The sequence below is a fragment of the Sphingomonas sp. J315 genome (assembly GCF_024666595.1).
GTDB lineage: Bacteria > Pseudomonadota > Alphaproteobacteria > Sphingomonadales > Sphingomonadaceae > Sphingomonas.
In genome coordinates this window covers 1,566,122-1,591,136 of record NZ_CP088296.1, presented here as the reverse complement: position 1 = coordinate 1,591,136, position 25,015 = coordinate 1,566,122, and the positions used below count along the sequence as shown (strand labels likewise).

Annotated in this window: 36 protein-coding genes and 1 pseudogene; 3 read left to right on the top strand and 34 right to left on the bottom strand. The window is 62.9% G+C overall.

Annotated elements, in window-relative coordinates; genetic code table 11:
* Window positions 1–5 precede the first annotated feature (5 nt).
* From LRS08_RS08115 to LRS08_RS07980, 29 genes and pseudogenes are all read right to left on the bottom strand, one after another.
* Window positions 6–608, bottom strand: a complete 603-nt coding sequence (locus LRS08_RS08115; protein ID WP_257844145.1) for a hypothetical protein — start codon at window positions 606–608, stop codon at window positions 6–8.
* Complete coding sequence (locus LRS08_RS20275) at window positions 608–979, bottom strand: endonuclease VII domain-containing protein (RefSeq protein ID WP_374580593.1); 372 nt, start codon at window positions 977–979, stop codon at window positions 608–610. Before LRS08_RS20275 ends, LRS08_RS08115 begins: the two co-directional genes overlap by 1 nt.
* A 67-nt stretch (window positions 980–1,046) precedes the next feature.
* Window positions 1,047–2,000 carry a hypothetical protein gene (locus LRS08_RS08110; protein ID WP_260481550.1) on the bottom strand — a complete coding sequence of 318 codons (954 nt, stop codon included), beginning with the start codon at window positions 1,998–2,000 and terminating at the stop codon, window positions 1,047–1,049.
* A gap of 366 nt (window positions 2,001–2,366) precedes the next feature.
* Window positions 2,367–3,239 (bottom strand): hypothetical protein, encoded by an 873-nt coding sequence (locus LRS08_RS08105; RefSeq protein ID WP_257844147.1) that lies wholly within the window; start codon window positions 3,237–3,239, stop codon window positions 2,367–2,369.
* Window positions 3,236–3,424, bottom strand: a complete 189-nt coding sequence (locus LRS08_RS08100) for a hypothetical protein (RefSeq protein ID WP_260481549.1) — start codon at window positions 3,422–3,424, stop codon at window positions 3,236–3,238. Before LRS08_RS08100 ends, LRS08_RS08105 begins: the two co-directional genes overlap by 4 nt.
* A 19-nt stretch (window positions 3,425–3,443) precedes the next feature.
* On the bottom strand, window positions 3,444–5,033 hold the full coding sequence (locus tag LRS08_RS08095) for a portal protein (RefSeq protein WP_260481548.1): 1,590 nt from the start codon (window positions 5,031–5,033) through the stop codon (window positions 3,444–3,446).
* Window positions 5,034–5,041: 8 nt separating this feature from the next.
* The gene (locus LRS08_RS08090) at window positions 5,042–5,242 is read right to left on the bottom strand and encodes a hypothetical protein (RefSeq protein WP_260481547.1); all 201 of its coding nucleotides are present in this window, start codon (window positions 5,240–5,242) and stop codon (window positions 5,042–5,044) included.
* A gap of 351 nt (window positions 5,243–5,593) precedes the next feature.
* The gene (locus LRS08_RS08085) at window positions 5,594–6,400 is read right to left on the bottom strand and encodes a hypothetical protein (RefSeq protein ID WP_257844150.1); all 807 of its coding nucleotides are present in this window, start codon (window positions 6,398–6,400) and stop codon (window positions 5,594–5,596) included.
* On the bottom strand, window positions 6,397–6,528 hold the full coding sequence (locus tag LRS08_RS08080) for a hypothetical protein (RefSeq protein ID WP_257844151.1): 132 nt from the start codon (window positions 6,526–6,528) through the stop codon (window positions 6,397–6,399). The genes LRS08_RS08085 and LRS08_RS08080 overlap by 4 nt, the downstream gene beginning before the upstream one ends.
* A gap of 115 nt (window positions 6,529–6,643) precedes the next feature.
* The gene (locus LRS08_RS08075) at window positions 6,644–7,231 is read right to left on the bottom strand and encodes a hypothetical protein (RefSeq protein WP_257844152.1); all 588 of its coding nucleotides are present in this window, start codon (window positions 7,229–7,231) and stop codon (window positions 6,644–6,646) included.
* Between the two features lie 181 nt (window positions 7,232–7,412).
* Window positions 7,413–7,724 carry a hypothetical protein gene (locus LRS08_RS08070; protein ID WP_257844153.1) on the bottom strand — a complete coding sequence of 104 codons (312 nt, stop codon included), beginning with the start codon at window positions 7,722–7,724 and terminating at the stop codon, window positions 7,413–7,415.
* 542 nt (window positions 7,725–8,266) lie between these two features.
* Window positions 8,267–8,461 (bottom strand): hypothetical protein, encoded by a 195-nt coding sequence (locus tag LRS08_RS08065; protein ID WP_257844154.1) that lies wholly within the window; start codon window positions 8,459–8,461, stop codon window positions 8,267–8,269.
* Window positions 8,458–8,751, bottom strand: a complete 294-nt coding sequence (locus tag LRS08_RS08060; protein ID WP_260481546.1) for a hypothetical protein — start codon at window positions 8,749–8,751, stop codon at window positions 8,458–8,460. Before LRS08_RS08060 ends, LRS08_RS08065 begins: the two co-directional genes overlap by 4 nt.
* A 53-nt stretch (window positions 8,752–8,804) precedes the next feature.
* A complete protein-coding gene (locus LRS08_RS08055; RefSeq protein ID WP_260481545.1) occupies window positions 8,805–10,289 on the bottom strand; it encodes a DNA polymerase in 1,485 nt (494 codons plus the stop codon).
* Between the two features lie 525 nt (window positions 10,290–10,814).
* Window positions 10,815–11,045: a hypothetical protein gene (locus tag LRS08_RS08050; protein ID WP_257844158.1), complete on the bottom strand. Its 231-nt coding sequence runs from the start codon at window positions 11,043–11,045 to the stop codon at window positions 10,815–10,817.
* Window positions 11,046–11,066: 21 nt separating this feature from the next.
* Window positions 11,067–11,615 (bottom strand): DUF6378 domain-containing protein, encoded by a 549-nt coding sequence (locus LRS08_RS08045; RefSeq protein WP_257844159.1) that lies wholly within the window; start codon window positions 11,613–11,615, stop codon window positions 11,067–11,069.
* Complete coding sequence (locus tag LRS08_RS08040; protein WP_260481544.1) at window positions 11,587–13,236, bottom strand: toprim domain-containing protein; 1,650 nt, start codon at window positions 13,234–13,236, stop codon at window positions 11,587–11,589. The genes LRS08_RS08045 and LRS08_RS08040 overlap by 29 nt, the downstream gene beginning before the upstream one ends.
* Window positions 13,233–13,457, bottom strand: coding sequence for a hypothetical protein (locus LRS08_RS08035; protein ID WP_257844161.1), 225 nt, complete (start codon window positions 13,455–13,457; stop codon window positions 13,233–13,235). The genes LRS08_RS08040 and LRS08_RS08035 overlap by 4 nt, the downstream gene beginning before the upstream one ends.
* Window positions 13,454–13,582: a hypothetical protein gene (locus LRS08_RS08030; protein ID WP_257844162.1), complete on the bottom strand. Its 129-nt coding sequence runs from the start codon at window positions 13,580–13,582 to the stop codon at window positions 13,454–13,456. The genes LRS08_RS08035 and LRS08_RS08030 overlap by 4 nt, the downstream gene beginning before the upstream one ends.
* A 31-nt stretch (window positions 13,583–13,613) precedes the next feature.
* Window positions 13,614–13,880, bottom strand: coding sequence for a hypothetical protein (locus tag LRS08_RS08025; protein ID WP_257844163.1), 267 nt, complete (start codon window positions 13,878–13,880; stop codon window positions 13,614–13,616).
* Window positions 13,881–14,053: 173 nt separating this feature from the next.
* Complete coding sequence (locus LRS08_RS08020; RefSeq protein ID WP_257844164.1) at window positions 14,054–14,506, bottom strand: N-acetylmuramoyl-L-alanine amidase; 453 nt, start codon at window positions 14,504–14,506, stop codon at window positions 14,054–14,056.
* Window positions 14,503–14,877: pseudogene (locus LRS08_RS08015) on the bottom strand (RusA family crossover junction endodeoxyribonuclease); the annotation flags it as partial. The gene LRS08_RS08020 and the pseudogene LRS08_RS08015, both read right to left, overlap by 4 nt.
* A gap of 39 nt (window positions 14,878–14,916) precedes the next feature.
* A complete protein-coding gene (locus tag LRS08_RS08010; protein WP_260481543.1) occupies window positions 14,917–15,147 on the bottom strand; it encodes a hypothetical protein in 231 nt (76 codons plus the stop codon).
* Complete coding sequence (locus LRS08_RS08005; RefSeq protein ID WP_260481542.1) at window positions 15,141–15,605, bottom strand: hypothetical protein; 465 nt, start codon at window positions 15,603–15,605, stop codon at window positions 15,141–15,143. The genes LRS08_RS08010 and LRS08_RS08005 overlap by 7 nt, the downstream gene beginning before the upstream one ends.
* A gap of 15 nt (window positions 15,606–15,620) precedes the next feature.
* Window positions 15,621–15,785, bottom strand: a complete 165-nt coding sequence (locus LRS08_RS08000) for a hypothetical protein (protein ID WP_257844166.1) — start codon at window positions 15,783–15,785, stop codon at window positions 15,621–15,623.
* The gene (locus LRS08_RS07995; RefSeq protein ID WP_257844168.1) at window positions 15,782–16,075 is read right to left on the bottom strand and encodes a hypothetical protein; all 294 of its coding nucleotides are present in this window, start codon (window positions 16,073–16,075) and stop codon (window positions 15,782–15,784) included. Before LRS08_RS07995 ends, LRS08_RS08000 begins: the two co-directional genes overlap by 4 nt.
* Window positions 16,075–16,464: a hypothetical protein gene (locus LRS08_RS07990; RefSeq protein ID WP_257844169.1), complete on the bottom strand. Its 390-nt coding sequence runs from the start codon at window positions 16,462–16,464 to the stop codon at window positions 16,075–16,077. The genes LRS08_RS07995 and LRS08_RS07990 overlap by 1 nt, the downstream gene beginning before the upstream one ends.
* 90 nt (window positions 16,465–16,554) lie before the next feature.
* Window positions 16,555–18,876, bottom strand: coding sequence for a DNA-directed RNA polymerase (locus LRS08_RS07985; RefSeq protein ID WP_260481541.1), 2,322 nt, complete (start codon window positions 18,874–18,876; stop codon window positions 16,555–16,557).
* Window positions 18,877–19,128: 252 nt separating this feature from the next.
* Window positions 19,129–19,338, bottom strand: coding sequence for a hypothetical protein (locus tag LRS08_RS07980; protein WP_257844171.1), 210 nt, complete (start codon window positions 19,336–19,338; stop codon window positions 19,129–19,131).
* A gap of 341 nt (window positions 19,339–19,679) precedes the next feature.
* Here LRS08_RS07980 and LRS08_RS07975 point away from each other — a divergent pair, with 341 nt between their 5' ends.
* Window positions 19,680–20,663 (top strand): tyrosine-type recombinase/integrase, encoded by a 984-nt coding sequence (locus LRS08_RS07975; protein ID WP_260481540.1) that lies wholly within the window; start codon window positions 19,680–19,682, stop codon window positions 20,661–20,663.
* Entirely contained in the window at window positions 20,623–20,931 is a 309-nt protein-coding gene (locus tag LRS08_RS07970) for a hypothetical protein (RefSeq protein WP_260481539.1), read from the top strand. Before LRS08_RS07975 ends, LRS08_RS07970 begins: the two co-directional genes overlap by 41 nt.
* Here the strand turns inward: LRS08_RS07970 and LRS08_RS20270 are convergent.
* From LRS08_RS20270 to LRS08_RS07960, 4 genes are all read right to left on the bottom strand, one after another.
* The gene (locus LRS08_RS20270; RefSeq protein WP_374581273.1) at window positions 20,848–21,159 is read right to left on the bottom strand and encodes a DUF5131 family protein; all 312 of its coding nucleotides are present in this window, start codon (window positions 21,157–21,159) and stop codon (window positions 20,848–20,850) included. The genes LRS08_RS07970 and LRS08_RS20270 overlap by 84 nt on opposite strands.
* A gap of 4 nt (window positions 21,160–21,163) precedes the next feature.
* A complete protein-coding gene (locus LRS08_RS07965) occupies window positions 21,164–22,303 on the bottom strand; it encodes a hypothetical protein (RefSeq protein ID WP_257844173.1) in 1,140 nt (379 codons plus the stop codon).
* 227 nt (window positions 22,304–22,530) lie between these two features.
* Entirely contained in the window at window positions 22,531–22,671 is a 141-nt protein-coding gene (locus LRS08_RS20265) for a helix-turn-helix domain-containing protein (protein ID WP_409456297.1), read from the bottom strand.
* A 347-nt stretch (window positions 22,672–23,018) separates the two neighbouring features.
* A complete protein-coding gene (locus tag LRS08_RS07960) occupies window positions 23,019–23,654 on the bottom strand; it encodes a hypothetical protein (RefSeq protein WP_257844174.1) in 636 nt (211 codons plus the stop codon).
* A gap of 211 nt (window positions 23,655–23,865) precedes the next feature.
* On the opposite strand from LRS08_RS07960, the gene LRS08_RS07955 reads away from it, so the two are divergent.
* Window positions 23,866–24,357 carry a site-specific integrase gene (locus tag LRS08_RS07955; RefSeq protein ID WP_257845469.1) on the top strand — a complete coding sequence of 164 codons (492 nt, stop codon included), beginning with the start codon at window positions 23,866–23,868 and terminating at the stop codon, window positions 24,355–24,357.
* Window positions 24,358–24,620: 263 nt separating this feature from the next.
* On the opposite strand, the gene LRS08_RS07950 is transcribed toward LRS08_RS07955, so the two are convergent.
* The gene (locus LRS08_RS07950; protein ID WP_257844175.1) at window positions 24,621–24,995 is read right to left on the bottom strand and encodes a hypothetical protein; all 375 of its coding nucleotides are present in this window, start codon (window positions 24,993–24,995) and stop codon (window positions 24,621–24,623) included.
* Window positions 24,996–25,015 lie beyond the last annotated feature (20 nt).

Genomic DNA, 25,015 nt, shown 5'->3' with positions numbered 1-25,015 from the left:
GGAGGTCAGAACCTCCGACGGCTGTAGAAACGGCGAACTCCAGCGTTCGCGCGGAAGACGTTCGTGTCTCGCGTCCGGCGCTCGCCGCGCTGGAGCAGAAACCAGGCCCGCTCTTCGTCAGTCTCATTGTATCGGTCGAGGACCGTCGAGGAGACCACGCGAGCCTGGAAGCGCCGCGCTGCGGCCGTCGAGATGTACGTGCGGGCAATCTGCGGGAGATCGTTGAAGGCGATGCCCCAGATGATCTTACAGTCCACCGGGGAAGTGAACGTGAAGGTCCGGTTGTCGAGGTCCCAGAGGCACATGGAGCCGTTCTGGGGATTGCGACGTTGCGCGACGTTGACCGTAGGGTCCGCTGCGTCCACGTCGAGGACGCCGTTGGGGATCAGGATGTACCCATTGGCGTCCGGAGAAAGGGGATAGGCGTCGTCCGTGTTCCAGCTCCAGCCGGCCGTCTGGACGTCGCGCGAGGTTTCCTCAAGGTCCTGTCGGGCCTTGTTGACGTCACCGATACCGGTGACCTCGAGGGTGTTCACGGGGGCCTGACCGATGCTCTTAAGCATCCGGTTGACCGCCTCGAGTTCACTCATGGGAGCGAGCAGCGCCATCAGCGAGTACCTTCCAGATATTTGATGGCCTCTCGAAGGAGGTCCGGGCTGTCTCGAAACTTGCCGAGACCGGTGTTGCATTTCTGACAGAGAAGGCCGCGCACTTCCCCCGTCGAGTGGTCGTGATCGACAGCCAAAGATCGGCCGTCTTTAACCTGCTCTGGTTCGCTACAAATCGCGCAGACGCCGCCTTGAGCTTCTAGCAAGTCGTGGAAATCCGTCAGACTTAGGCCGTAGCGGTTTCGGAGATCGCTCTCTTTCGCGCGTGTCGGGTGTCGCGCCCGATAGCGGCGGGTCGCGTCTCGGTAATACGCCCGCCGGCAATGGTCGGGCCACGAATGGATAGGCCCTTCAACGTCTTGACAATCCAAAATTCGGCCTACGTAATGACGAAAAAAGGGGCCGAGCCCAAAGGCCCGACCCCTTTAGGTGTGCGAGTTAAGCGATCTTCAGTTCGACCGCGCACTTGTTGCGCAGAGCGCGCGTGCCGCGCATCTGGCGACCGATCATCAGGATGCCCTGCTTCTCGGGCTGATCGACCATCTGGAAGCCGAGGTCCTGCACGACTGCCGAAGCCGCCGCGAACTCGGTCCACACGATGCCACGAGTGTTCGTGAAGTCAGCGCGATAGTACGAGGGGATCGCGGTGTTCGAGCTGTCGTTGACGCCGAAGACGCGCGAGGCGACGTTCGACTTCAGGATTTCGATGTCGTCGATGGTGCTCAGCGTGTGCTTCTGGATCGAAGCCGCGCCGCCGTTGTAGTCACGGTTGAGGTTCCGGTCCGACCGGGCGAGCAGATACCACTGCGCCGGGAGCAGGAGGCCGTAGACCTTCTGCGTGTCCACCGGGACGCGCTTGGTATCCATCGCCTCCTTCGCCTGGCTGAAGCCGTCGAAGAGGGTCGTTGCGGTGGTCGCGAAGCCGGCCGAGGTCAGGCTCGAGCCGCCGCTGTCGCCCGTGAAGAGAGCGCCGCCGCGCGAGGCCAGGATGACCGCACGCATGATGTTCGCGTCCGAGTGTTCGGCCAGTTCGCGGCCGATGGCCTCAGTGTAGGGCGACCGGACGTTGACGTCGAAGAGCTCCTCATCCACGTCCGACACGAAGACCGAGGAGATCAGCTTGTCGTCGGGCGTGACGGTCACGTCCTGCGAGGCGATCTGGCCGCCAGTGATCTCCACGCCGGGGACGTGGTATTCTGCGCTTGCGTTCCAGAAGGCGGGGAACTTGACCGACTTGGCGCCGGAGAGCTGCTGCGTCTTGTGACGCGAGTCCATGACCGTGGTAGCGTTGTAGGCCGTCAGGACCTCGCCGCCGCGGACATCGAGCATCAGCTCGGTAACGTCGCTACCGCCCTGGCGAAGGGCCGGACGCGACGGATTGCTATTTGCCATGTTACTTTCGTGCTTTGTTGAGGTTGGGTTTCTTGGGTCCCGTTGTTCCTCAAGGTCCGCGCGTGAGTGGGGTTGTCGGCCGCAGCCGGCCCCCGCTTCGGATTATCTTTTGGCAGCTTGGGTATAATCCGGAGAGACAGCGGCCTTCCGAGGAGCGTCCTCTGCGCTTTCGCGCTCGACCACTATCCGCTCTGCTGTTTGGCCCCGTCAGGGGCGTCTCTCCGGGCAGGAATAGCCCGAGTTCCACGGGCGTCCCCCTGAGCGCGTCCGCTTGAGGGTTGTTGGGCGAGTGAGGGGCGGGCCAACTGTCCCCGTCCCGATCAGTGCGCTGCGGTATCTATCCGCGCGCCGACCAGGACCATCGCGTCATCGGCGGAAGGGGCCGGACCGCGGAGTGATCTCCTTGACGGTGCCGGCCTTCTTCGACCGTTCGAGCTTCTGCACGGCCTTGATGCGGGCGGCCTTGTCACCAGCCGCGTCAGCCGCGGCGAGGTCCTTCAAGAACTCGCTCTTGTCCGTGTAGACTTCCCCGGTGACGGGGCCGTTATTGATGTTCGTGAGCCTGCCTTCGCCCGGATTGGCCTCCTTGAAGGAAGCCATGAGGCCCTTCACGGTGGTCTTCACGAGCGCCGGATTACCGACCGAGGCGTTGAACGCGGCGATCTCCTCCGGAGACCAGTTCTCGGCCGCCCACGCGGTCGCCTCAGCGAACGCTTCAGGACTCCCGGCGGCTTCGTGAGCGGAGGCTTCAAGAGCCCGCTCCGTCGCCTTGACGCCCGCGATGTAGGTCTCGAGGGCCTCGGCAGGGATGCCGGCCGCGACCAGCGCGTCCTTGTGCTCCTGCGGAAGGTCGCCGCCTGCGGTGGCGTAGGCCTCCTGAGCGGCCGCGATGGCCGACGTCAGGGCCTCGTTGGGCGGGTCCTGCTTCTCGCCGGTATCGGCGTCCGGATCACCGTCCGGATCACCGTCGGGGTCCACCGCGTTGGCGTCGTCAGCGGGAGGATCGCCCTCGGGCTTGCCTCGGCCCTTCTCGAGCTCGAGGTAGCTCTTGAGGAGCGCCTCCTGGTTCACCTCGCCCTTCTCGGCGTCCCAGAACTTCTCCGGGACGTTGTCGGGGCGGGTAGGCTTGTCGGTTTCCGGAGCGGTGTCCGGCGTGGTGCCGTTACGGCCGAGTTCGGCGAGACGCTGGGTCTCTTCCGACAGCTCGATCTGATCCTCTTTGCCCTCCATGGCGATCAATACCGAACCGTGTGTACGATCCCGCCGTCAAGCTTGAAGCTCTCTTCGCGGTCAGCCTTGGGGGCCTCCGCGGGCGGGAGATCGGTGTTGTCGATGAGCTTGATGTTCGTGTCGACCGACACTTCCGGCTCGACCGCCTCGATGGCCGTCTCGACCTCGATCTTCGGCTGCTCCGGCTCGGTCACGACCGGCTCTACGACCGGCTCAGGCTGAGGGGCCGTCGAAGCGGCCCGATTTGGTTTCGACATTCAGTCTCCTATTGAGCGGCCATTGCGTCCATCGCCCCCTTCGCCACTTGCGGGGCGACGGCGGTGGCGATGTCCCCAGCGGCGGCGTTCGTCTGATCCGCCTCCATGGCCTCGGGGGATTTGATGAGGGTCTCGACGGCTTGCACGCCTCTGCCGGTGCCAAGACGCTTGGCGATCTCAGGCTTGTCGAGGAAGTCCAGCGCGGCCTCTCCGGGAGAGTCTCCCGGAGATCGCGCAGCCAGTCGCGTAGAGCCGCCGTCTCGTGGTTCTGCCCGAGGGCGTTGAACCCGGTGACGATAACCGGCGTGACGCTCGGCGGGAGCTTCGGGGCCTTCTTCTGGCGGCTCAGGATGTAGAGGAGCCGCTGGGCGTATGGCCGCTGCACTTCCGACGAGAGGACGGTATAGGTTCCTCCCAGCGCGTCTTCGAGTTCCGAGGCGATGGCCCGGATTTCCTCAGCCGTTACGCGCTCCGCATCGCGGATGGCGTTCGTCGTCAGGAGGAAGGCCTGGCTCAGCCGCCGCTCGATGGACTGGGCGATACTCCAGAGCACGTCGAAATCCATCGACTTGTCGAGCTGGAGCGTCTTGATCCGATCCGCGAACCCGGTGAGCACGTCGCCGGACTCGGCCGTCGCAAGCTCCTCTACGTCGATGCCCGAGTTCGGATCGACGATGCGGAGGATGCGGGCGGCTTCGGCTCCGAACTTCAGGATAGCCTGCGAGGCGTCCTCGAGGGTCAGGAGGTCGCCTGCGTACTCGGTCACATAGGACCGACCGTAGTCGGAGCCGGGGACGGCCTGCCACCGAAGGGCTTGCCAGCCAGCGTCGTCGACTTTGACGGACCCGCGCGAGCCGGGTACCTCGATGTCGTTGATCTCCTCCCAGTGCTCCACCTGATCCTTGACCCGGCGGATGTACGTGTAGAGGGGGACCTTCCTCTCTTCCTTCGCGGATGCCTTCGAGGGGTCTTCGTCTTCCTCAATTTCGATCTCGACGGCGGCCCGAATGGCCTCCTCAAGCTCGGAGGGGTAGACTTCCTCGCGGATCACCGCCTCGATCATGTCGCCCTGGGCGTTGCGGCGGACCACGTACTGGTCCAGACGCCACATACGCATCCGGGTCCCGTCGTCGGGGTGATAGACGAGGACGTTCCCGGCCACCACAAGGTGCCGGAAGACCTCCATCCAGATAGTGCGGGAGCGGGAAAGCTCCGCTAGGACCATCGCCTTTCGGGAGATGCCGGCGAGCGCCGCCTGGACGTCCCCGATCTTGGAACCCATCTCTTCCGCCGTGTCTTGATCGACGTCGAGGCGGAAGAAGGTGCGCTCCGGAGGGAACATGGTGACCAAGAGCTTGGCCGAGATATTATTCACGCCGCGTGCGCCGACGGAGGTGTAGGGCTGCTCCGTGACGTCGTGCGGGTCCGAACTGCCCTCTTCAGGGATCAGTCCGGGGATGGTGACGCGCGCCGCTTCTCGAGACGATGTCAGGACCGTGTTGCGGGCCTTGCTGAGGCGGTTGTACGTCTGCGCTGCGGTCGCCAAGGGCTACCTCAGTTTCCCATGATCGGGATGCGGATGCCTGACCGGGTGTTCGTCTCGTCGCCGCCGCGGTCGATCCTCAGTGAGGAGCGGCCCATGCGGGTCGAGCGGATGGACTGGTCGAGGCCGTCCAGAAGGGGGTTCCGTAGCACCGGCAGCGGCTTGTTGCTGTCGGTCGGCGTTTGGATTTTAGGGGTCTTCACGACGCACACGGCGGCCGGCTCCTCGTCGGGCGCTCGGCGGCTCCTCGTAGGGCCGCGCTCGCCATTGCTTCAGGAATTGCACGACGGACCGTTGACCGGCGCCGTACTTGATTTGGTCCATCGTTGTGTCAGGCCCGATGGCGGGCTCGGGGAAACGTCGATCCAGCTCGTCAAGGAGATCGTCGACGGAGTTCGGGAAAGCGGTCACTCGGCCTCTCAAGGAAAAAAGCCCCCGCCCCACGCAAGTTGACCCCGCGCTTCACCGTACAGACGGCTGCTACTGGGTGTTGCTGGGCGAGGGCGAGGAGGGCTTGCCAATAGGAGGCTATGAGGAGCTTCTACGTCTCCTCTAGGCGTCCCCTAATTAACGTCTTCGGGATCGTAGGCGGGCGGAAGCCAGAGGAGCGGGCTCCGGCCGTCATAGTCCCGGTATTGGAGGATGCGCGCGAGGCGGGCCTGACGGATCGCAGCGTCTTCGTCGCGGCCGACATGGGCGAAGGCCATCAGGACCTCCTCCCAGGCCTCCTCCTCGGTCTCCGCCTCGAGCACGTCCTGAGCGTAGGGGCTCAGCTTGCCGACGCCGGGTGCGCCAGGATAGCCGTCGGTCGTGTCGCCGACGATGGTCTGCCAGAAGTGGAACCGGATCGCCTCGATCTCGGAAATGTCCAGGATGCGCGGCTTCTTCAGCGGGCGCCCCTTCTCGTCGACCTGGCCCTGTGGGCGGTAGAGCAAGCCGGGGACCGTCATCATGTCCTTGTCGGCCGACACGATGATCCTCTCATCGGTCCGCGAAGGGTCCGTTGCGATGATCCCCATGACGTCGTCCGCCTCGAGCGCGGTGCGCTCCTCGACGATGTATTCCGACCGGAGCCAGTCCTTGACGTCGTAGAGGTAGACCGGGCGCTCGGTGGACGCGCGGGCGGACTTGTAGGTCCGGTCGATGCGGTCCTTCCGGAACGACGTCAGGTCGTCCGATAGGCACACGATCATCTCGTCAGGCTGGAGCCGGTCGATGAGCCGGTTGAGCTCGTCCTCAGCGTAGCGCTTGGCGGCCTCGAAGTCCGCCGAGACCGACACCGTCTCGCCGTCCCACTTGTATCCCTTCTGCGTTGCCGCGGAGGATCGGTAGGACAGGAGATCGGCGTCAACCAGGAGCGTTCGGGTCACGCCGACGGCTCCTCCCAGGTAACCCCGAGTTGCGCCAGGCGGCCTTCGTGAAACGCGAGAAGCGTGTGGACGACGAGGTCCTGCTCCTCCGCGGTCAGGCGCAGGAACAACCGGCCCGTGTCCTTCACGGGACCTTCCGGGTCTGTCCCGGATAGCGTCAGGTAAACCGGCCGGCTCGGGTCTGGACTCCACGACCCGATCTCGTCGACTCGGGTCAGCGAGTGGTAGGCACGACGGAGTTGGTCAGGCTGCAAGGTGTCGCTCCTCAGTGAGTTCGTGGAAGCGGTCCAGGAACCACTTCTTCGCCTTCGGCTGCGCGACGGCGGCGATCCGGAGACCAGGAGCGGGCTCACCGGGGACCAGCCCCGGCATGGGCGGCGGCTTCAGGAGGTCTCGCTGCTCCGCCAGCAAGACGGCGTTGTCGGCCAGCTTGATGGACGGATGGAGCTCGATAGGGAGTTGAAACCGACGCGCGATGGCGCCCCAGACGCGATCCTCGATCTCTCGATAGTTCGTCAGGGCGGGCTTCACGGGTCTCGGAACGTCCACCACGTAGGCCTCTGAGGCGTCGTGGAGGAGAGCCTGGAGGGCATGCTCCGGTGGCACGAACCGGGAGACATAAACACTATGCTCCGCGATGCTGTACCAGTGATCGGCGTGGCCGGCGAAGCGCCCCTGCATTGAGAGCGAATGGGCGATGTCCTCGATGTCGACCTCTTCGGGGCGCGGATCGAGAGGCCAGAAGGCCTTGCCCGTGTAGGTCTGCATCCAGTTTCCGACGCGGTCAGTTCCGACGGGCCGATTGTCGTAGGTTTGGTTATCGTAACTCATTCGCCGATCCCCTGCTCCTCGACAGCTCGGAGAGCGACGGCTCGGGGGCTCCGCCAATACTCGCCGAGGTGGAGGTCGAAGCAAGCGGCGCAGGACCCCCAGTTCACGACGTGCTCACCGTCGGAGATCGGGGCTCCGCACTCGGCACACCACGCGATCTCGACCGCGAGGGCGCGGCTCATTAGAAGACCCCCAGGAAGCGCTTGCGCTCGAGCTTCTTCTTTGCTTCAGCTTCGCGAGCATCACACGCGCGCCCGATACCAACGAGGCCGTCAGCGCGGGCGTTAGCTTCGTCGACTTGACCGCTCTCTCTGTTAGCGAAATCGACCCAATCCCCAGCGCGGTCAGTCCTGGGGAGGGGAGCGTGAGGGGTCTTCTTGGTCAGCCCCGACGCCTCCGCCATCTGGGTGAAGCACGGTTGCGCATACAGCGTCGTCGACGCCGTCACGCAGGCAGAGAGCCCGAAGGCCAGCGGCATGAAGAGCAGGGTCAATGCGGTCCGCCGCACCCGGCGCAGAAAGGATGTCACGAGATGAGGTCTCCGTGATCGTGCGGATTTCCCGGACTCGGTCCTGGGTCTGCACGGTGATCTTGAGGGAGTCCGTTCCGGCCGCAGCTTGGCTCTCGGCCACGACCTGATTGCCGCGCGCTTGGGCGGCGTCAGTCGCAAGGGAAACAGGGCGGATGAAGAAGTACCAGCCCGCAAGGGCGGCGAGGAGAAGGGTTCCGATGAGGGCTCCGATCTGGAACCCTCGGGACCACTTGAGGGGGCTCACGCTGGCTCTTCGATACGCACAGGAACGACTTCACAGCGTCCCATGTACGCGGCTGTCTTGTGGTTGCCGGCTCTGACGTGCTCTTCAGACCACGCTCGACGCTCTTCCTGATATCGCGCCTCTTTCGCGGCGGACTTAGGGTTCCTCCAAAACTGAGCCTCTTCAAAAGGCGCGCCGCCTGAGTAGCTCTCACCAAATGAACGCCATTTGGTCGGGTCCTCGACAGACCTGACGGCGTAGAGGGTAATGAAGCCCGGCATCAGAGATCGACCCGGCCGCCGTCGCGGAACGCCTTGAAGACGATCCGATAGGCGTCCTTGAAGAAGTCGAAGAAGGCCGGCAGTTCATCCTTGTAGAACTCGTAGCTCCCCAACACGAAGCTCGCGGCAGCGGCGTAGGGCAGGAACACAAAGGCGACGAACAGGGCAATCAGGCGGTTCTTGAAAGCGGTCATGGGTTTCCTTTCGGAGACGCTCCAGTCACCCTGACGCCCCTCTGGAAGGTGGCGTAGAAGCTCGCGATGGCGCGGAGCTCTTCGATGCTGGCGTCTGATTTGAGACGGTTGGCTCGGTTCGAGATCACGACGATGTTGCCCGGCACGTAGCCAAGCTCCGGCTCGATCCGGTCGAGGGACGGCGAGTTCGGCCCGCCGCCCTTCTTCCCGGTGATCTGGAACAGAGGAAGCCCGAGGATCGGGCAGTGTGTGGGGACCACGATGTCGCTGGCTTTGAGCAGGAACGGCACCCCCCGCGGCTTTTGCGCGGGCGCGGGCGTTCTGGATCATCACCGTGCGGACGTCAGTGGGTTGCCGACCAGCGGTCCCCGATGTCGCAGCTCCCCGCGAGGGGGCAGCGGAGCCCGAACGCTTCACCCGCTTTGCGGATGGCGTCAGCGGCAATCGACCCGATCTCCTTCGCAAGGTTCTCGTCGGCCTCTATTTGGAACTCATCATGGACGTTTACGACGAAGGCGTACTCGCGGCCGAAGGACCAGCCACGAGCCTCGAACTCCTCGTAGGCGAGGACCAAGGCCAGCTTCATCATGATGGCGCCGCCGCCCTGGAGCAGGGTGTTGAGCGCCGAGTGGAGACCGCGGACGTGCAGTTTCCGACCGTCGAGGCCTCGGAGTGACCCGCTTCGAGCGGTCTCCTTCACCTTCTCCTGGAGCTTCCCAAGAGCAGGCAGGCCTCCTTCGATCTTCCGCCGGCCGCGCAAGCCGAGACGGCTGAGGGCGCCTTCACGCTCTTCGCCTGCCGGGTGCTTCGACGCGAACGAGGCTCGGGAGTTGTCCCCGAGGTCTTCGTAGGCGATGAAGCCGAGCTTCCAGTTCCCGGCGCCGTACAGGTAGGCGTAAATCCAGGTCTTGGCGTTGTCGCGGGAGTTGAGCCCGACAACGTCCCGGTTGACGCTGTGTGCGTCGGAGGCGTCCGCCTTGTTGCCGTCGACCACGTTGTGGACGTAGGCGCCGCCGTCGTAGCGGGCCATGTAGTGGGCCAGCATCCGGAGCTCGAGCCCCTCAGCGTCAACGCCGACGAGCTTCTTACCCTTCGGCACGATGAACAGCGAGCGGAGCTCGTAGCCATAGCCGCCGGCCAGCCCGAGGATCGGGTTACCGTCGTGGTCGACCTTCACCTTTGGCACCTGAGCCAGGTTCGGGCTGAAGTGGGTCATGCGGCCCGTGACGGCGCCGTTGGAGTTGACGCGGCCGTGGATGCGGCCGTCAGGCCCAACCATCTTGAGGAGGGCCTTGTCACCAGTGGCGAGGAAGCCCAGCCGCTTGGCTAGGGTCAGGTAGTCCTTGAGGAGCGCAGCCTCGGGATACTCCAGCCCGTCGAGGGTCGTTTCGTCGACCTTCGGCTTGCCACCCTCGGTGAACTCCTGCGGCCGCCAGCCGAAGAGCGTGGTCAGTCGGTTGGCGATCTTGTCGCGGGAGTTCGGCTCGAAGCTGACCAGCTTGAGCTTCTCGTAGGTCTCGCCCTTGGCGAACTCGACGAAATACTCGGAGCCGTCCTCGCGCCACCGTCGGACCTTCGTTCGGCGCTTGGCAGTGACGACCACTGGCTGGCCCTTGTAGCGGACCGGCTCGACCCACGGCGGAAACGCGACGCGCAGCTTGTCCTCGAGCTCGGCCATCACGCCGGTCATCTCGATGGCGAGCTTCTCAGCCGCCTCAACGTCGAACAGGATGCCGTGCTTCTCTTGGAGGTCGATGATCTTGGCGACCTTGGTCTCGATCTCGAGTGAGGTCGGCGAGTAGCCTTCCCCTTCGATCTTCTCGACCAACTTGCATGTCACTCCGACGTCTTGGTCGCAGTATTCGTCCATCTCGACCGTGAAGGCGTCCCAGGGACCTTTGAAGTCCCCCTTGTATTCGCCCAGACGGAAGCCCCAGGCCTCCAGCGAGTGCTTGCCGATGAGCTTGAGCTCCTCGAACTCGCGAGGCCGGCGGCGACGCTTGATAGCGCGGAGGTCGATGTCTCGGATTTGGGTCCAGATGACCCGAGCGTAGATCAGGGTATCGTGGATGCGGCCCTTGGGGCGGAACCATGGGAAGATTTTTTTGGATCGCGGGGATGTCGTGGCCGATGATGTTGTGGCCAGCGATGTCTTCCGCCTCCATCAAGCGGCGAGCTCCGTCTTCCAGGGAGCCGTCCCGCGGGGCAGGGGTGCCATCCGCGTAGAAGCCCTCATTGTATCGCTCCCGCCGGCCGGTTGCCCGGTCGACGAGATTGATGCAGTGGAGCTTTGTCATATCCGCGAGAAAGCCGTCCCCTTCGGTATCGAAGACGAGCATCGGCCTCCTTTGGATTAGAGCTTCAGGATGCTCCCGATGCGGTCACGGACCGCGATGGCAGCGCGCTCTTCCGCCGAGTGTTCGGCGTGGCGGGTGGCGAGGACATCGATGGCGCGCTCGACGGTTACCTTGCGGAGCTGTGCTCCTTCGGCGACCGCCTGAGCTTCGATCTGAAGGACCTCGAGTTTGGCTTCGAGGTCAGCCGCGGAGGGAGCTCTCAGGGCGCGGAAAAGGGACAGGGACATAGGGGGTTCCTTGTTCTTGGATCAGACCGCGGCGGCTTCTTCAGCGGCCATCAGGTCGTCGACGAGCTTCGCGTAGCCGACCATGTCGTGCCAGTTGTCGCGGTAGGCCGGGTCGCCGGTCAGCGCCCGGCTCATCTTGAAGAGGATCATCTCGATCCCCTCGCGCTGGTAGTCCGTCATGTGGGGCCACGAGGGGGCCGACGAGATCAGCGCTTTGAGCCTCTGGGCGAACCGCGCGTTGTCCGCGAAGGAGCCGTAACGGGACCCGCGCTCGGCGAGGGTGGCGGTAATCCCGACGCTAGGGGTTTCGGAGGGGGCCGTAGAGCGGTTTCGGATGAAGTAGTAGGCGTTCCGATCCCCGCTGTTCCAGGTCCCATCCGCCTCATACCACCACGAGTCGCGGAAGCCATAAGGCGGGTCGCCCCGGCGATAGGTCGCGTCAGGGGGAATTTCGACCAAGTAATGGTTGTGCCGGTTTGGACCCTCCAACAGCAGGACCGGGGTTCCATCGTCCAGCTCAATGGGGGCCGACCAGTCGATCTCAGAAGTCTTGGCCTTGCGTTTCGTCACGGAACTTTACCTCTTCCTCCAGGTCGACCTCAAAGAGCCGCCCGGTGTCTCGGTCGTACTGGAGGCCAAACGTCACGCCCGTTGCGTCGCCCGTCTCGCGATCCTTGAGGATGCGGAACGTGGTCGGATCGTCGGGGCGTTGCTTGTCGCGTTCCAGCGCGAACATGTTGTGGGACCAGCGGGCGATGGCTCGGCCGCCAGTGAATTGCTTTTCGAGGACCCGTCCGCCCTCCTCGTGCGCCTTCCCGTCCGGTGTGGTTAGGTGGCTGATGAGGTAGAGCGTGAAGTCATGCTGCTCGACGAGGCTGGCGAGGTCCGCCATGATGACGTCAAGAGCCTTCCGGTCGTCCTCAGCGAACGCCAAGAGGGCCGTGAGGTGATCCAGGAAGACATCCTTGATCCCCAGGCCGAGGACCATGTAACGGATGACGTTCTTGATCCCGTCCCAGTCCTTCGCGCCGAAGTGGTCGTAGGGGAACAGGAGACCGTCCATCTCCTCCATCGCGGCCTCGAGCTCCGCCGGATCGAACTCGACGCCGGGGACGTGGACGCGCTTGCCGATACGCATACCGGCGAGGGTCTTCAGGGTCTTGTCAGGGGCCTCTTCGAGGAGGATCGCGCCGACCTTGCGCGGGGTCTGCCAGTCGGGCGGAAGGTCCATCCCCTCGTGGTCCTCAGCGACCATCGCCGGGAACATCGCGGACAACATGAGCTGTTTGAACAGCGTCGTCTTGCCCGACCCGACGCCGGCGCCAATGGTGTAGAGCTCCCGCCGACGGATGCCGTAGGTGCGCTCCGTGAGGGTCCGGAAGGGGAACGGGAGGCCGAAGGTTGGAGGCGCAAGCGCCTTTGCCTTCAGCTCACCGACCGACCGGATGCCGTCCGGCCGATACGCGCGGGCCTGCCAAGCGGCGTCGACCAGCTCCTTGGAGCGGCCGGCCTTGACCATCTCGTTGGCGTCCTTGAGGGGGAGCTCAGCGATGTAGGCCTTGCCCGGCGTGAGGACTGCCGCGGCTTCGACCGAGGCGGCCCGGCCGGGATCGTCCATGTCGAACATGAAGACGACGCGGTCGAAACCCTCGAGCCACGCTGCGGCTTTCGCTATGGCCTTGGCCGCTGACGGGGCGCCGTCCGGAATGGAGACCGCTGGCCACGTCCCGCCCATCGCCTGGGCCACGGACATGGCGTCGATCTCGCCTTCCGTCACGACGACCATGCGTCCCCCGGACTTCCACTTGGCTTGTCCGAAGAGTGGGAGAGCGGCCTTCTTGTCGCCAACCCAGCTCATGCGGTTCTTGTCGCGGGGGCGGACCTTCTGCGCGACCACGCGCCCGGAGGCGTCGTGATAGGGGGCCAGTTGGACCGTCTCGCCGCGCTGTTTGCCGACCCGGTAGTCGAACTTCTCGATGATCTTGAGATCGAGCCGCCGGGATGCGAGCGGGGCCTGCTCGCCGGGGATCAGGTCGGGGCTGAGAGGCTCCGAGCTGGAGCCCTCACGGGACGCGCCGTGCGTCACTCCACAGGAGAAGCAATGCGTGTGGCCGTCGTCGTAGAGGGCGCAAGCGTCAGAGCTTCCGCAGTCCGAGCAAGGCCCCTTGGAGACCAGCTCGGAGTCGCTCACTCGCCCAGCAACGCCCGCAGACGAGCGCGCTTTTCACGAAGCTCTTTCTTCAGGATCGAGCGGATGGTCTCCATTGGAACGTAGACCGTGAAGCTGGGGTTGTAACCGAGGACCGCCGAAGCCCGTGAATTGGACCCTTTGGTCTGCTCAAGCTGCCGCTCTAGGACGGAGATGCGGTCGGAAATTGCGACGACCTCGCGGGCGGTTTCTACCGCGCTCACGCTGTTCGCGTCCCCTTCCAGGTCGCCGTCCGCGCCAGCCCGTTCATGTGGTTCAGCGCGGCGCCGTAGACGACATCTTCGGGAACCCCGATGGCCAGCATGGCGTCCTCGAAGGCCAACCGCATGGCGGTCTTGTAGCGGAGCGGACGGATGCGCTCAGGCGCGGGCGCGCTCGACGCGCCTCCGTGCGGACGCCGACGATTTCGAGACGAGGTGGTATTCGCCATAGGGCGCTCCTTTGGTGTCGACTTTGTGGACGGTCACGATCTCCATCCCTTCCGGGAGGAGGTCGGACCGTTCGTTCCGCAGTCGGTGGATGACGTCGGCCAGTCGGAACCGGCCGTATTCGATGAGAGCCGAGCCCTCAGAAATGTGACCGCGCTGCGCCAAATGGCGGGCGACGGTGTCGATGCGCGACTTCATAGGATGAAGACCTCTTTGACGCTGTCACCGCGGCCGAAAGCCCGTGCCAGGCCTTCGGCCGCGATGAAGCTTGGGCCGGACTTTGCGGCCGAGACGCTTATTCAGGCTCCCAGGCGCGGAAGGGAGGGCGGGTTCATCAGCATCGTCGTCCCATGCGACCCATCCGATGCTTCTCACAGCTTCGCATACTCCGACTTGGCGTCGAAGCTCGGGCAGGCCTTCATGTATTCATGCGGCTCGACCTTGCCGTCCTTGTCGAGGTCCGGCGAGAAGTCGCGGTGGCCCTGGACGATGGCGTTCGGGAAGCGCCGCTTGAGGGACTTCAGGAGGTCCGTCAGGGCGACCTTCTGGGCAGCCGTTCGGGTGTCCTTGGGGGTCTTGCCATCCTTTGCCAGGCCGCCGGCATAGACGATGCCGATGGTGTTCGCGTTGTGGCCCGCGACGTGCGCGCCAGGCTGCTCTAACGGGCGGCCACTCTCTACGGTGCCGTCCAGACGGACCACGTAGTGGTAGCCGATCCTGGCAAAGCCGCGCTGCCGGTGCCAGCCATCGATCTCCTTTGCGGAGACGTCACGGCCTTCAGGCGTGGCCGAGCAGTGCACCACAAGGTGCGTGATTTTCCTCATTCCGTGTTCTCCAGGAACTCGATCTGGACGAGGTATCCGGGGGTCTCGCCGGGCCTCGTCCAGCGCTTCCGGAAGGGACCCTCGACGATCTGATCGTCGTCCTTCCACCAGCCGCCAGACTGCGTGATGGCGTCGAAGACGCCCTTCTCGAAGTTGTCGCGGTCGCCGGAAGGGCGGCGCTTCTTGGTCGTCTTCGGCTTCTCGACGATCACCTCCACGCCGACCGAGACGTCCCCCTCGAAGGGGGAGTCAGGGAATGGCGCCTCGAGCTCTTTGATGAGCTCGACCGCTCGGTCCTTCCATTCCCGATACTTCGGGTCGGTGTAGACCGTAGCGAAGCGGCCCCGACATGTGCATCGGGACCGCTGGCTGGGGTTGGGGGGATCGCGAGAAAGAACTGGCGCTTCACGTTAGAAGTCGCCGTCATCTCCGCTCTCGTCCGAGAAGCCGCCGGCCGAGGTCGGCTCGTCGCCGTCTTCGATGTCGTCGCCGTCTTCAGCGGTGAAGCCGTAGAAGTCCGCGGTGCGTTCGCCGCCCTGGATCAGCTTCAGAATTTGCGCGCCCTCGAGCTCGAAGCGCACGCCGATGGTCTTGTCCTTGGCCATCCAGTAGTCCATCGGGACCACGCCGAGCTTCAGCACGGAACCGCCGCCGATCTTCGGGGGTTCTTGAGGGACTTGCCCTTCGCGTTGAAGATGTCGGGCTTCTTGTCGAAGCTCTGGCCAGCGCGTGGGCCGTTCTTGATGTCGACGCGGGCGTTCATCGAGGCGCGGAAGATGTAGAACCCGGTCTCGTCGCCGGTCTCGGGGTCGATCTCGGGCTTGATGATGGCCTCAGCCTTGTTCAGCTCCTTCAGGAGCGCGCCCTTCTTCTCGCGGGTCAGCTCGGCCTTCTTGGCCTCGAAGGCCTCGTCGAGGATCGCCTGGGCGGCGTCAACGACCGGCTGCCAATTCGGGAGATCGTCGGCGGCGATACGGAGACGGGCGTGATACTCGCCGGTATCTTTTTTGAACTTGTAGTCAGGCTCGTTCAGCGCGGGCCAGATCGACGGGGCGGCCGGCGTGATGAGGCGGGGGTAATCTTTACGTTCACGAAGCACGGATGCTTGTCTCCTTCAGCGGTCGGCGAGGATGCGCTCGACGTCGCGGGTGAGGTTGCGGAGGAGGTAGCCCTCAGCGGAGAGCTCGGACTGGATGGCGACGTCGACGACGCCATCATCCAGATATTGTTCGACGGCCTGCTCCAGGAGGAACTGGATGCGGCCCTGTTGCGCGTTCACTGGCGAAGTTCTCCCTTCGCGTATTCGGAGATGGCCGACGCGGCGGACTCGACCGCCTCGATGTCGGGGACCTGACGCTTCGCCCGAGCAATGAGCTCGTGGGCGTCCACACCCAGCGCGCGGGACAGGATCACGGCAGCCGCGAAGACCGCCTCGATCTGCCGAGGCGCAGGGAGGTGCTGGAGCGCGTCGATCACCTTGAAGGCGGGGTCACGGACCGCATCGGCCGATACGGAGGCCGCCAAGGCGAACCGGATGTTCGCCGGGACGGTTCCCCATGACGGATGCATCAAACGAGCTCGACCCGCTTGAGGACGTCGCCTTCGGAGGTGAGCTTGATGACGCCGATATGGCGCGAGGAACCGCCGACACGGCGGTCAGCGTCGGCTTCCGTCTTGTAGAACATTCCGACGGATGGGCCACTGTGCCTCGCCGAGCGGTAGACGTTAGCATAGCGCTCGATGCGCTCCGGCACGTTGACCAAGTCGGCGTCATTCGGAACCCCTCCGGACCCGCTCAGACTGCCGTCAGGATACCGATAGACGATGACCTCCTCGTCGCCGACGTCGATAGCCGCGAGGATCGGGCGAGAAGCGTCGCGACCCCTGAGGTCGGTCGCGAGGATACGAACCGGGAGACCGCTACGGGTCCGGGCCGGCTTGGTGGGATCGAAACTCATGTGATATCTCCTTGGGCCGGGCAGGCCGGCTTCTGTCTCCTAGAGGTGGAACCTAATAACGTTTGCGGGATAGTCCCTTAAACGTGAGTATCAGGCAAAGACGTAGGGGCTCCTCTCGATGTCATCGAGATCGAGCGTTCCTTTGGGCGGCAGCGGAGGGATTTGTTCCGCAAGGTCAGGTGGAAGCTGCTCAACGATCTCGTCGCGCAGGCGGGCGAGAACGTCAGGCCTGTATTGGTCGACGAAGGTCTCCCGAAGGATCGTGACGAGCTCGTCGGTCCGCGCGGCGTGCGTCCCGAAGCTGTCATGGATCACCGCAAGGTAGTCGATGCCCCGCGCCTTGGCCCCGCGCGCGACGGCCCGAAGATGGGCGGCGTCGAGCGAGTGGACGAAGTTTGGGGCGATGCCGTTGATCTGGCCACGGGAGTTGATCCCGGAGCCCTCGACGGCGAGCGTGACCTTGATCTGACGGCCCATCCAGTGGGCCTTCACGCGGCGCCCGTAGAGCTCCCGGTACGATTGCTCGACCGGCAGACCGTCAGGGGTCGTCCAGCGGATCGGCTCGTTCGCCGCAACGGCGACCCTCGCGACATCGCGCAGCCACCCCATCGCGCCACTCGCGGCGGACACGACCTCGGAGATCGCCTCATACATGACGTGGCTCAGGTAGAGCGCAGCGGCATAGTTGTCGGCTCCTTCGAGATGCGGCAGCTTGCCGGCCTCCGCGTTCGCGCGGTCTAGGTCCCGCAATGCCGACAGGATCATGTCCTGCATCCCGAAGCGGGTCGCCGAGTAGACGAACGTCATCGTCGGCCGCTTGGAGATCGCGCGGATTACCTTCCCGTTCCGCCACGGGTCCGCTTCTGGCGCCGGGTCGGCGTCCACGACGGCTTGAGCCCGTCGGCCGACCTCCATGTAGACGTCCTGGGGCTCCGCGGCGGGCAGGAGGTTGACCGCGGCGGCGCCGACAGGATCGCGCAGCATGGCGCTGAAGTGCTGAAGACCGGAGTTCGACCCGTCGAGCGGGATCGGCAGGCGCGAGACGTGCGCTTCCCCGTGCTCGAGGAAGTCGGCGAAGTCGAAGGCGGCCGCGAGGGCCATCCACGGGGAGTCCGCGGTGGTCCAGAAACGGTTACCGTCGAGCGGGTTCAAGGCGCTGTCGATGAGCTCTGCGGAGTGCGCGTAGGTCCAGTCGACGCGGTCTTTGAAGGAGACCTTATCGACCCCGAACAGGTTAGCGATATGGACCGCCAGCCAGAACCCGCCGGTCGGCCCGACGGGCAGCCCGTGGGCAAACTCGAGGAGCGCCTTGCCGGGGTCGTCGGCTTGTGGATGCACGCCCATCGCCGGCATCGGGTAGACGCGTCCGCGGAAGTCCATTGAGTGCGGGAAGTAGATTTCCGGCTCGTCGACGAACTTCTCCCCGAGCCAGAGCGTCGTCTGCACCCGGAGGCGCCGGGCACGGGCCTCGGCGTTCGCCTCGTGGATCATTGCGGCTTCGCGGTTCCAAGCCTTCCGCACGTCGTCGTCGACGTCGGCCGCCTCGGGTCGCTCAGGGATCGTCTCGTCTTCGCGAGGCGGAAGGCCGGCGAGCGTGCCGCCTCCATCCCAGACCTCGCGCATCACCTCAAGGACCCGGCGATTGATCCGCCAAGGGGTCTCTTGGATATGGTTCACGGCCTCGTAGACGAGAGGCATTGAGGTTTCCGCGAGGAGACTTTGGTGGGTCTTGGAGCTCGACTTCACGATCCGGTGCGAGGACAGGCCGGTATCTTGACGACCAGCATGGGCCACCCGACGGGAGCCCAAGTAACCGCCAACCTTCGGCGTCCGCCAGCGCTTCGGCCGAACGATCATGGGCAAGAGCATCGGGCTCAGGAGCTCGCATCGCGCGTGCTGCCGCTCGAGCCAATCTTCAACCAGCTCGGTGGGTCGTATTACATAAGCGCGATCTCGCGGTCGAATATGCGTGAGGTCGACCTCGAACAGGCCCGTGGCCTCGATCAGCGTCTCCAAGACCATCGTACCAAGGTGGATTTTCTCCGTCACCGTGATCTCCGCCCGAGCGTCCTCGTTCTTGAGGACGTTGCGGACAGCGGATGCGCGCTTCTTCGAGCCTCGTGTCTTGCCCTTCTGGCTCCCGACGAGGCCCCGGTAGCCCGGAGCGTTCTTCTTCCGCAGGCTTTCCATCTCGACGTGGTGGATGATCGCCTCGCCGAGGTTGCGAGTGGTCGTCTGAAAGGAGGCGCGCGCCATAGCGGCACCCAGCGCGACTCGAGCGGCGAGATAGGCCACAACCTCAGGCTTAGCGCTCTCCAGCCACTTGAGGGCAGAGAAGCGCCGGCCAGCTTTTCCCGACGCCGCCGCAGCCAGCTTCTCTCGGAGGAGCGCGGCCGTAGGCTCGACCGCCAAGCGAATGAGCTGTTGGCCAGGGGGAGGTTGGCTTCTTCGTCGAGCGGAACGCGCTCACCCTCTTCAGGGCGAGGACGGGAGTTCCGATAGCGGATCGCGCCCAGCGTCAGACCCTCTTGTTCGAGGTCGAGCTGACGCCGGACGTCTTCACGTAGGATCATTGAGGTTTCCTTATGGTTCCTTAAGGGTGTCGCCCTTCGGGCTCCCCTAGAAGTGGAACTTAATTGCTCCCGTTAGCGTGAGTAACGGCGCTCATATCTCTCCCCGCCAGGCTGACCTGACGACCATCACGGTGAAGCCCAGGCATAGAAGAACCATGCCAATCGCGCCGATCTTAAGCGGGGCCGGCGAGTCCATCTCGAAAGCCATCAACGGCCCCGCCAGCATGGCAAGCGAGAAACCTCCCGCAAGAGAGCCCGCAAAGATAGCTTTGAGCAGTCGGAGAATTGCCACACTGCGCATCTAAATACTCCCTTAAACGTGACTAGTGTGCCAAACCGTGGCGGCGCCGCGCGGATCGCGCAGCGTTCCATTGGCACAGTCGAAAAATGAGCTGAAAAGTGGCGGAAAACGGCCATCGGGATGCCGCCCGCTCCGCCAGAACCCCGATCCATGGCGAACCAATGCGAACCAGCGCGAGCTGCTAAGCTTTTGCTTTTATATCGACTTTTCTGAAATCCAAATCGCCCTCTTGTTCGCCATGGGTCGTAGTTGTGGGCTTTAGACCGCCGCCAGAGTTATGGCCAAACTTATGACTTGATAGCGATCTTAGATTTCATTTATCGCTTGGCGCGGCGAATGTGATGCGAATCAGAAACAAGTTAAATGTGAAGCAGCTGGCTGGGCTCAGGTCACCCGGTGTCTACTCCGACGGCGGCGGGCTGTACCTGCGCGTTCGGAGCAGCGGCTCGCGGTCTTGGCTTTATATTTACTCTCTGCACAGCCAGCGTCGCGAAATGGGCCTCGGCTCGGATTTGGACGTCACACTGGCAAACGCGCGTGAGAAGGCAGCTGCTGCACGCGAACTGGTACTGGCCGGGATTGATCCGCAAAGGGCACGGATTACGGCCAAAGCTTCAGCGCCTGAAAAGTCGCCGATGACGTTTGGCGAGTTCGCGACCGATCTGATCGACAGCATCGAGGACGGCTTCAAAAACCCAAAACACCGGCAGCAATGGCGCAATACGCTGACGACCTACGCCGCCTCGCTCTTCCCCGTGCCGATCGCCGACGTGTCGACGACCCATGTGCTCGAAGCGCTGAAGCCGATCTGGTTGAGCAAGGCCGAGACGGCCTCGCGCGTTCGTCAAAGGATCGAGCGCGTCCTGGATGCTGCGAAAGTCAAAGGACTACGTTCCGGTGAGAACCCGGCGCGAGGTCGCGGTCACCTCGATCTGCTACTGCCCAAGCGCCCGAAGGCCGATGTAAAGCATCATGCCGCCCTGCCCTTCAATCAGGTCGCTGGGTTCGTGAAGGAACTTCGGCAAAAGGCGGGAATGGCCGCGCGTGCTCTCGAGTTCACCATTCTGACTGCCGCACGATCGGGCGAAATTCGCGGCATGACCTGGAGGGAGATTGATCTCGAAGGCAAGTTGTGGACCGTGCCAGCGAGCAGGATGAAGGCCGGTGCCAGTCATGAGGTCCCCCCTGAGCGATGCGGCAATCGCGATCCTCAAAGCTGTCCGCCCAGAAACGCTTCGGCCCGAGACGATCGTATTTCCCGGTGCCCGCGGCGTTATGTCCGACATGACGCTTTCGAAGGTGCTGAAGCGTATGAACCGGGATGACATCACCGTTCACGGATTCCGATCGACGTTTCGGGACTGGGCTGGCGAGACAACCCAATTCGGGCGCGAAGAGATTGAAATGGCGCTGGCGCACACGATCGAATCTGCGACCGAGCGCGCATACAGAAGAGGCCGCGCCCTCGACAAAAGACGCGACCTCATGGCCCAGTGGGCCGATTATTGCCTAACAGCCAACAGCTCCATCGACGCCAACTCGCCTCACACCGGTCACGGCAGTGACCAGAACCCCATTGACGCGAACGTCTAACTGCCTGCCAGGCTGGTTCGGCATTCCGTCATAGGTGCGTCCTTGGAGCAAGCGTCCGGTTAGCTTCTTTTTCGGCCCGCCCCATTGCTTGAAAAAGAATGCGACGTCGTGACGGCGGCACATCCGATATATCTCGCGCACCCAGGCCTCCGGCATGGGCCGAGCACCCGGACCACTTTCGCTGCCCAAGATCGCCCAATGGAAAGGCTGGGGGGCGCACGCCCCCAGCGGTTTAACGGGTCTTGATGATGGGCAGGTTCCAGCGTTTGGCGCGGATGTACGGCATCAGATCGACCCAGAAGCTGGCGATGGCGTCGGGATGCAGCACCGCCTTGCCGCCGTGCGCCTCCCGCAAGGCAAGCGCCCGTACGAAGGCAGTGATCCTGCTGCGAACGCCCACGCCGCCACCACCGGCAAACATGGCGTCCTCGAACGGAACCATGGTGCGAAGCTGCGCCAGGCGAAGGTAGCGGACATACCGATCCCCCTTCTCGCTGCCGTTCATCTGTCCCCGCTTGCCATCCTTCCCTGGATTCCAGTTCATGCACTTGTATGGCTGTTTGAACAGATATGCTGATACGCGCATTAAGTTGATCGGTGTCGCCTCAACCTTCTTGACGTTGATGGCGGGTGCACCAGAGATGTTGGATGCGTAGCGAGCGGCATGCTTCACGGCGACTTGATTTGCCTTGGCCAGCGTTCCCGGCGGTCCAGCGATGATGGCGTGCCCATGGGGTTGGAGAACCCGACCCCCGTGCGGATGACGGTGGCTGTTGAACAGTGCCAGCTCGTAAACGCCAAAGAAGAAACCCGGCGCCATAGCCCGAAGCGTACTCACCATGCGTTTCCGTGACGTATTCGGGTCGAGCTCGGCGACGAAGTGTGAGGTTGCATCTTCCCCCGAGATGAGGGTGACCAAACCAAACTCGATCTCAGAATCGGCCTGGGCCATCTCAGCGAGCGAAACACCGAGAATCTTGTAGGCTTCCAGGCACACGAGCTCGCTGGTGAGCAGCGGAACGGATACTGCCCCAGGGTGGTTCAAAAGCGCCTCCACAATGGCGCGCTTATTGGGTGGCACCTTTTCGCAAAGCGCCCTCAACGCCTTCTTGCGATGGGTGGCAGCCCATTTGGAGATGTGCGCATCGATCTCCTGATCCGTCCGGCATGCCCACAGGCCTTTGTACGTCCCATCCCTCGGTTCAGGTGTATTGGTACCGTTGAGTAAGGCTGGATCAACGAGCGAAATGTGCGGCTTTGGCCGCGTACGCTTCTTCCATGTTGAATGCTTTCGACTTGAGTTGCCGACTTTACGCCTCGAATTGAAAAAATGTTTCAAAGTGCGGTTCGAACCGTTGTTGCGCTTTGCCATAAAAAATAAATTTCTTTCGACTGAATCGGGCGCAAACAGCCGTGTTCAGACGTGTAGGACGCCTAAACTTGATATGTTTGCAATGTACGGATTGGTTGAATGAATACTACGAAGCTTGCCGGTATGATGCGTCTCTCACCACGCACCATTCGGCTGCTCGTAAATTTAAATTATTCTGTAATTTTCTAGATTGACGGGCAGCTTTGTCAGACAGGCGTAGCGATTGGCTAAAGTCCTGCCGCTCGATGGATGCTAGCCAGCGTGATACGCGTTGCACGCCCGAGCTTAACGCGATCCAGCACCCCCGAGTTGATCAGCTGATATGCCTTTGTCTTTCCACAGCTTAAACGCTTGCAGGCATCCTTCATCGTTACCAACAGCGGTTCTACACCACGACAGTTCGTGATCATCCCCGCGTCTAGTGTCGCAGACTCGTTCTTTTTAGCCATGGTCAGGTCCTTTCCGTGGGAGATACTTGCTATCTCCACGCTCTCAAATCCGCATGCCATCTGCGGACAAGAGCGTTCAAACACGGATGATGGCGTGACACAGAGCGGCTAGGATAATGGATTTGGCTATTTGGCCGGGCTGCCAAGTGGCACAAGCTATGCGCCGCTCCGGTGCCACAGGTCCATGATGGCTTTAGCCTTCAGTTTTGTTGTCGACTCCGGTGGTTCTTCACCTGTTTCCCTTACTATGCGCTCTCGAATGAAACTCACGATCCTCGCCTGCGCACCATAGTCATCTGAGCTGCCAAATTGAGACATGTCACCGTGTTCGACTCGAGACTCGAGCTCGGCGAGAGCCGTGGCCCATGGCCACTTCTTTTTCTAGGCTTGGCCCGTGCACTGCCTCGCTTCTCGTCGACGTGGCGCGCTAGCTTGTCCAGGTAGTCGGACGCTTTCTGCGCATTGAATTGAACATCGAACGCCACCCATCGCTTCGGCACTTCGACGAACCATCGGTCGTCACCTTCCCATTGCACCAGGCCTCCCTGTGCAGAAGCGGCATGCGCAAATATGCCCTGCTGCCAATTCCATAATCTGCCTGGCACGATCGAGCGGCCCCCTCGCCAGAACGCCGGCAAAATAAGGACAGGCTGTTCGTTAAGCGCGAAGCGCTCATAGCAAAATGGACCAAACTCTCTTGGTGCTGATATAGGAACCTCCCCATAGTCAGGTCCTACGATCCCCACTGCTGCCCGGGCGTGCCAAGCGTTATTGACCAGTGCTTCATCTAGCGCCTTTTCGGCTAGTTCTGCGTTGCCCAAAATTTGAATCGTCCGATGAAAGATATCTGAGCTATCTATCCAATCACTTGCTACAGGCGGTTGTTTATCAATCAAAAACATATTGCATCACTCAATGTTCCCGACTTGTTCTAAATAAATTTATGTGCTAACGTAAGCGTAGCAGCAACAGTTAAGCTCGTTACACGAGGGTGATCTGAACAGACGTTTGCATTCAGTAAAAGTTAAAAGCCGCCGTGCCAAACTCATCCCCATCCCAGACCAGAAACGCTTCGTCGAGCGCGTGGCAACGAAGCGTCATGGCACGCGAAATATGGTAATCGCGTTGCTCAGCCTCAAAGCCGGACTTCGTGCGTGCGAAATAGCCGGACTTGATTGGTCGATGGTTTGCGACACGAGCGGTCACGTCGCCGACAGTCTTGAGATCGACCGATCGATCGCAAAGAAGGGCAGCGGTCGTCGCATTCCGATGCACCCTGAACTTCGTGCCGCGCTCATTCGCCTGCACACTGAATTGAATGGCCCACGATCAGGGCCCGTGTGTCTGTCGGAACGGGGGCACGCAATGACTGCGAAAGTCGTGGTGAATTGGTTTTCCCAGCACTATCGGGCGCTGGGTTTAGCGGGGTGCTCCAGCCACAGCGGTCGTCGAACCATGATAACGATGGCCGCGCGAGCGCTCGCACAAGTCGGCGGCAGTCTGCGTGACGTTCAGGAACTTGCTGGGCATCGCAACCTCGCCACGACTGAGGGATACATCGAAGGCGATCGAGAGGCGCAACGTCGCTTGATCGAGCTTGTATAGCGGTGGGCGGAAGTGCACACGCTGCGCTCCGCCCTCCACCCCAACCATCCTTCAAAACCTCTCACGCCGTCGAGTTAGCGGCACGCCGTGAATTGGCGCCTTTCCTTCAAGGGCAACTCGCTTCGCTATGCAGCGTCTACTCGATCATTCATACGCTAGAGTTAGCGTTAGCCAACGCTCAGACGCCGTCCGATGCTCGGTGTCGACAGCTGTTTCGGCTCAGCGTCGAATATCTCGATCGGCGACGATGGCTGGCCGAAGCCTTAGTTGACGGCCTCGAGCCTGGGCGCCGCAACGCGCTTGCTCGCCACTTGGCCAAAGCGGTCACCACGACTGACGTTGAGATTGCCTTTGAAAGGCCGGATCATCGCGGCTGGTCGATCGAACACGTATTCACTTGGATCGAGCAGAGCCTGGCCCGTGGTCAGCCCGTGTTGATCACGCTCACCGGTGCCCTCGAGCACCACACGGTGGTTGCGGGGATCACCGCTAAGCGCCTCCAACTGTTTGACAGCAGCGGGCACCAGTTCGTCCGTAGGTCCAGCTGCGGCATCCGCAGCGGTCGCTACCGGCTTCCGCTCAACGCACTGCTTCGCGTCGCGATCACGCGACCGACCTAGCCCCACGATTTCCACCACCGACGATGAAGGAGACTGGC

Bases quoted from the DNA above. Each gene is read 5' to 3' on its own strand.
- LRS08_RS08115 (WP_257844145.1), bottom strand. From the start codon at position 608: ATGGCGCTGCTCGCTCCCATGAGTGAACTCGAGGCGGTCAACCGGATG.
- LRS08_RS08110 (WP_260481550.1), bottom strand. From the start codon at position 2,000: ATGGCAAATAGCAATCCGTCGCGTCCGGCCCTTCGCCAGGGCGGTAGC.
- LRS08_RS08075 (WP_257844152.1), bottom strand. From the start codon at position 7,231: ATGAGTTACGATAACCAAACCTACGACAATCGGCCCGTCGGAACTGAC.
- LRS08_RS08065 (WP_257844154.1), bottom strand. From the start codon at position 8,461: ATGACCGCTTTCAAGAACCGCCTGATTGCCCTGTTCGTCGCCTTTGTG.
- LRS08_RS08050 (WP_257844158.1), bottom strand. From the start codon at position 11,045: ATGTCCCTGTCCCTTTTCCGCGCCCTGAGAGCTCCCTCCGCGGCTGAC.
- LRS08_RS08030 (WP_257844162.1), bottom strand. From the start codon at position 13,582: ATGCGGTTGGCCTTCGAGGACGCCATGCTGGCCATCGGGGTTCCCGAA.
- LRS08_RS08025 (WP_257844163.1), bottom strand. From the start codon at position 13,880: ATGAAGTCGCGCATCGACACCGTCGCCCGCCATTTGGCGCAGCGCGGT.
- LRS08_RS08020 (WP_257844164.1), bottom strand. From the start codon at position 14,506: ATGAGGAAAATCACGCACCTTGTGGTGCACTGCTCGGCCACGCCTGAA.
- LRS08_RS07995 (WP_257844168.1), bottom strand. From the start codon at position 16,075: ATGCATCCGTCATGGGGAACCGTCCCGGCGAACATCCGGTTCGCCTTG.
- LRS08_RS07990 (WP_257844169.1), bottom strand. From the start codon at position 16,464: ATGAGTTTCGATCCCACCAAGCCGGCCCGGACCCGTAGCGGTCTCCCG.
- LRS08_RS07980 (WP_257844171.1), bottom strand. From the start codon at position 19,338: ATGCGCAGTGTGGCAATTCTCCGACTGCTCAAAGCTATCTTTGCGGGC.
- LRS08_RS07975 (WP_260481540.1), top strand. From the start codon at position 19,680: ATGCGAATCAGAAACAAGTTAAATGTGAAGCAGCTGGCTGGGCTCAGG.
- LRS08_RS07970 (WP_260481539.1), top strand. From the start codon at position 20,623: ATGACGCTTTCGAAGGTGCTGAAGCGTATGAACCGGGATGACATCACC.
- LRS08_RS07965 (WP_257844173.1), bottom strand. From the start codon at position 22,303: ATGGCAAAGCGCAACAACGGTTCGAACCGCACTTTGAAACATTTTTTC.
- LRS08_RS20265 (WP_409456297.1), bottom strand. From the start codon at position 22,671: ATGAAGGATGCCTGCAAGCGTTTAAGCTGTGGAAAGACAAAGGCATAT.
- LRS08_RS07960 (WP_257844174.1), bottom strand. From the start codon at position 23,654: ATGTTTTTGATTGATAAACAACCGCCTGTAGCAAGTGATTGGATAGAT.
- LRS08_RS07955 (WP_257845469.1), top strand. From the start codon at position 23,866: ATGGTAATCGCGTTGCTCAGCCTCAAAGCCGGACTTCGTGCGTGCGAA.